Genomic DNA, 3,877 nt, shown 5'->3' with positions numbered 1-3,877 from the left:
AAACCCGGCTGCCCTGCCATCACCGCCTCCGACGCCTCGTCGGCGAAGTGAATCAAATCCGACCTTCAAACGCCAGAGTTTTTCGAGGCGTCCAGCTCGTGCATCTTTTGGCTCAAGGAATCGTAGTTCATGGAGTGCCTGATGGAGCAAAGGCCAATAAAGTGGCTGAAATGTTCCAGAAGGCGTTAGAAAGCGATCACGGTCTAATGGTGTACGGCGCTTGGTTTAATATTAGTCCAATTGCAGATGCCAACAATCCATTGATATCATCGATTGATATTCTAGAAAAAAAAGATCCTAGATCAGCATTTATTGTCGCCCGGTCTCTTGTTGGTTCGTATTTTTGGCTGGAAAATTACATAAGCACAAACAAATTTAGCGTTAGCCCTGGATTATCTAGGGGAGGTGCTATAATTTCACTCTACAAGTTGAGTAAGTATTATAGATTTGGCCTTGGAACGGAAAAAAAATATCTATCTAGCATGGGTATACCGGGAGATGAGCAGCAATCTTGCGGAAAAGCTTGGCAAGAGAAGTAACAGACCTGACCTATCTCCGGCCATTTCTCAGAATATCACTGCTGCAGATAGGTTGTCTGAGTTAATCTCAGAGGACAATATTGAAGATCCTGATTTTAATTCTTATTTTCTACTATCATGTGGATAGCGGATTGATATGTAAATGATATGTGGATTCAGTATTTTCACATTTAAAACTTTGGATCGATATGGGAATTCATCCTATATTGTATGAATTTATATGTGGGTTGTATGCAATATGACACGGAGACTATATATGTTTTTCAAGAGGTCGCTGCTCCCGGCTTCTGTCATAATTGGGCTGGTCTTCACAAGTTCTGCGCTGTCGGCACCGCCTAACTCGGTTATCGGAGTGCTGAATAATGCTACTCAGATTAAACCGTCAGCAAACCCAAAGCGAACGATACCGCCAAGAGCTAAAAAGGCTAAAAAAATTGTCGGTCGAACCGAGATTCAAAATCGGAAGAGTTCATCGAATGCTGCAGCGAAGTCGGCTGTCACTATGTCTACGTTGATCGAAGGGATCGGAGGCAAACCGACGATCGATGATATTGTAGTGATTAATTACAGGGGATGGCTTTCTAATGGTAAGGAATTCGATAAAGCGTATGGAGCACCTATTCCGGTGAGTGCAGTCATACCAGGTATGGCCCACGCACTTCTCAAAATGAAGAAAAAAGGTAAGTATAGAGTTTTTATACCCTCACTGCTTGCTTATGGATCAAAATCATCTGGTCCAATACCAGCAAATTCAGATTTATATTTTGAAATAGAGTTGATTGACTTTAAATCAAAATCTGAAATGCAATCATTTTACAATCAAAATTAAGTCAGGTCACTCGTCGGTAAAATTTATAATACTTCTAATAGTTAATAATAATGTTTTACAGATAATTTGCCAAATATTTTCATGTTTTATTTATATTATATTGACTAAATGCATCCTCGCCTCATTATTGCCCTCAATATATCGTTGAGTGGTTTGCAGCGAGGAATGCCCGGCCAAAATTTGAACGTCTCGAAGAGAACCACCAACAGTATCGATTTTCCGAGCAGCGTTGGTGATGAAGGTTCTACGGCCAGAATGTGATGAGCAGCCAGTGAAGCCTAATTCTCGGTACCAGCGTCCAAACTGATTTACGATAGCCTGAGCAGAGGTTTGCTTGGCTCGTTCTGTTGAGACGACATGCATCGTTGCACTCATATTGGAAAAGCCCCGACTCAAGGCAACAAGCGTTGACCGAAGTTGGCGATTCAGCGGAATAATCCGTCCTGATTTCCCCTTCGATGCACTGTCGGTCAGGTGAATGGCTTCACCCACCTCTCCGTCTGCATCAAGAACCATAAACCATTGCAGACTGGCAATCTCCTTCGCTCGAAGACCCGCCCGAACGGAGAGCAGTACGATCGCCTGATTACGGAGACCGTTTCTGAGGCCCCCGACGTAATGCAGGAGTGCTTCGACCTGCTTCTGGTTCAGCACCTTAGCCTGTTTTCCGAGAGCCATTTTCCCAACCTAACTGATTATGTTTTCTTGGAATTCGATGATAATCTCATCACTAAATTCCAGCCACGGATCAGGGGCTACAAAACGTCCAACGGAGCCAACCAGTTATCCAAACTGATTATCTTTCCTCGAAAACATAATCAGTAATATGCCGATGCTTGAACCTGGTTGGCGCAGTGATTATGTTCGGTCGACGAAGATTACGGCACATAAATTGAGACGCAGCATTAACTAGAAAAATCGGGAGATTTCGATGCGTAGGAACTTTCAGATTTTTGTAACAGTGACTGTGTTTGCCACAATTTGCTCTGGTACTCCCTTGTACGCAAAAAAGACTTCCCAGAGCCATTCGAAGAGCTCAGGGGTGCCATGTCAGGTGGACGATCACGAGACATCTAATACTAAGAAGCCCCCCATCGAGAAATTTACAATTTATGTCGGAAAAGCAATAGGATATGGCGGAGGAAATGCTTGGTCAGCAAACATTTCATTTTCTCCAAATGTTAAAATTCTTAATTACCTGAAAATGCGACCGCCATATAAATTAAGTTATGGAGCAGGTTATTATAATATAATTTCATCAAACAATAAATCAATTTCATTTGAAGGGTATGACGGCTTCCATTACTATACCGACCCTGGAACTGAATTGACTATCATGTGCAAGTTCTTGAAGTGGTGATATTCTAGGTAATTTCGTGTTCTGGCAAGGGCATGATCACCCCGTCTTCTCCACGCATGTTGGCGGTGGAGAGAAAGATTCCATCGTCTTTAAGTTTTAGATGCGTCTGATTTAAATTGGTCGCTATCTTAGCACAATCAGGGTTGCTTTTTGGCGGATGAAATCGGTTTTCGAAGGGATCAGGTTTACATCGGTACCTTCGTAAACGGAAACGGATTGGATCGAGGCGGATTGCAGAGCTTTGATCAGCTCCTGTTTCGTTTTCGGCTTCTGGACCTTGGACAGCATCACCAGCCCTCCTGACCATCGGAGAAAATCGGATCAGGTAGACCGAAATCCCTGTCTCCCCCGGTCTGCCGAGGGGAATGGATAGATCGGTGACTGATCTCCACCTTGTTTGAAGAACCCTTCAGGCCCAGGGATTCCTGAAAGCGCTTATCCAGGTCGCCAAGTTCCTTTTGGCGTTCGACCAAGCGCCTACCTTCGTCCAAAACGTAATTGTTCATCAGTTCAACGAGGACTGACGTCCTCGTTCTGCCACTAGCGTGGCAGATCGCATCAAAGCGTCTTCGTGTTGTTATTGGCACGTTGAAGTTTGTTAATCGGATTGCTTCCATTGGCATTGCTCCTTTCCATATAAAATATTGATTTCTAATAGGCATAGTAAGCTAGCGTCCGCGCTCGTGGTGTAATTTCCGGTGTATGCGATGGTGCATTCCGGGGTGGGGCATGCCCCACCCCGGAATGCGGCGTCGCTGGTGGCCACCGGGCTCATCGTTATGGTGGAGTTTGCACACTTCAACCGTGACGAAGAGGAGTTCCCGATGACCGAGGACAGATTACTGATCGAAGAGCTGGCTGCGAAGGGTGGCCAACCGGATTTTTTGCGCAGCATCGCCGAGAGCGTCCTGCAGCTGATCATGGAGGCCGATGTCGATGGCCTCATCGGCGCTGGCCGACACGAGCGATCCGGCGACCGGGCCACCTGGCGCAACGGCTATCGCGACCGTTCGCTGGATACCCGGGTTGGCACGCTGAACCTCAAGATCCCCAAGTTGGACACCTCGAAGAACCGGCTGTTTTTGGCTTGACGGCGGCGCGAGGGGTCTGATGGCGGCTTTTGAGACGTGAGGGTTGGCCTTTTCGGCC

6 protein-coding genes and 1 pseudogene are annotated in these 3,877 nt (G+C 46.0%); 4 read left to right on the top strand and 3 right to left on the bottom strand.

Annotated features, from left to right (window positions below; translation table 11 throughout):
• Both IE113_RS16090 and IE113_RS16085 read left to right on the top strand, forming a co-directional pair.
• Positions 1-539, top strand: a 539-nt coding sequence (locus IE113_RS16090) for a hypothetical protein (RefSeq protein ID WP_229822702.1), incomplete at its 5' end; no start/stop codon positions are given.
• Positions 540-795: 256 nt separating this feature from the next.
• Positions 796-1,368, top strand: a complete 573-nt coding sequence (locus IE113_RS16085) for an FKBP-type peptidyl-prolyl cis-trans isomerase (protein WP_189543341.1) — start codon at positions 796-798, stop codon at positions 1,366-1,368.
• 90 nt (positions 1,369-1,458) lie between these two features.
• On the opposite strand, the gene IE113_RS16080 is transcribed toward IE113_RS16085, so the two are convergent.
• Positions 1,459-2,046, bottom strand: coding sequence for a tyrosine-type recombinase/integrase (locus IE113_RS16080; protein ID WP_189543339.1), 588 nt, complete (start codon positions 2,044-2,046; stop codon positions 1,459-1,461).
• 283 nt (positions 2,047-2,329) lie between these two features.
• Between IE113_RS16080 and IE113_RS16075 the strand changes: the two genes are divergently transcribed.
• Positions 2,330-2,728 (top strand): hypothetical protein, encoded by a 399-nt coding sequence (locus IE113_RS16075; RefSeq protein ID WP_189543337.1) that lies wholly within the window; start codon positions 2,330-2,332, stop codon positions 2,726-2,728.
• A gap of 123 nt (positions 2,729-2,851) precedes the next feature.
• On the opposite strand, the gene IE113_RS16070 is transcribed toward IE113_RS16075, so the two are convergent.
• Both IE113_RS16070 and IE113_RS16065 read right to left on the bottom strand, forming a co-directional pair.
• Complete coding sequence (locus IE113_RS16070; RefSeq protein ID WP_189543334.1) at positions 2,852-3,016, bottom strand: hypothetical protein; 165 nt, start codon at positions 3,014-3,016, stop codon at positions 2,852-2,854.
• Positions 3,016-3,345 carry a hypothetical protein gene (locus IE113_RS16065; protein ID WP_189543332.1) on the bottom strand — a complete coding sequence of 110 codons (330 nt, stop codon included), beginning with the start codon at positions 3,343-3,345 and terminating at the stop codon, positions 3,016-3,018. The genes IE113_RS16070 and IE113_RS16065 overlap by 1 nt, the downstream gene beginning before the upstream one ends.
• Before the next feature lie 207 nt (positions 3,346-3,552).
• On the opposite strand from IE113_RS16065, the pseudogene IE113_RS16060 reads away from it, so the two are divergent.
• A pseudogene (locus IE113_RS16060) lies at positions 3,553-3,786 on the top strand (transposase); the annotation flags it as partial.
• Positions 3,787-3,877: the final 91 nt, after the last annotated feature.

It is taken from the genome of Novosphingobium arvoryzae, assembly GCF_014652615.1.
GTDB classification, from domain to species: Bacteria; Pseudomonadota; Alphaproteobacteria; order Sphingomonadales; family Sphingomonadaceae; genus Novosphingobium; species Novosphingobium arvoryzae.
Note: the sequence above shows the minus strand (reverse complement) of the source record. Positions and strands in the feature narration are given on the sequence as shown.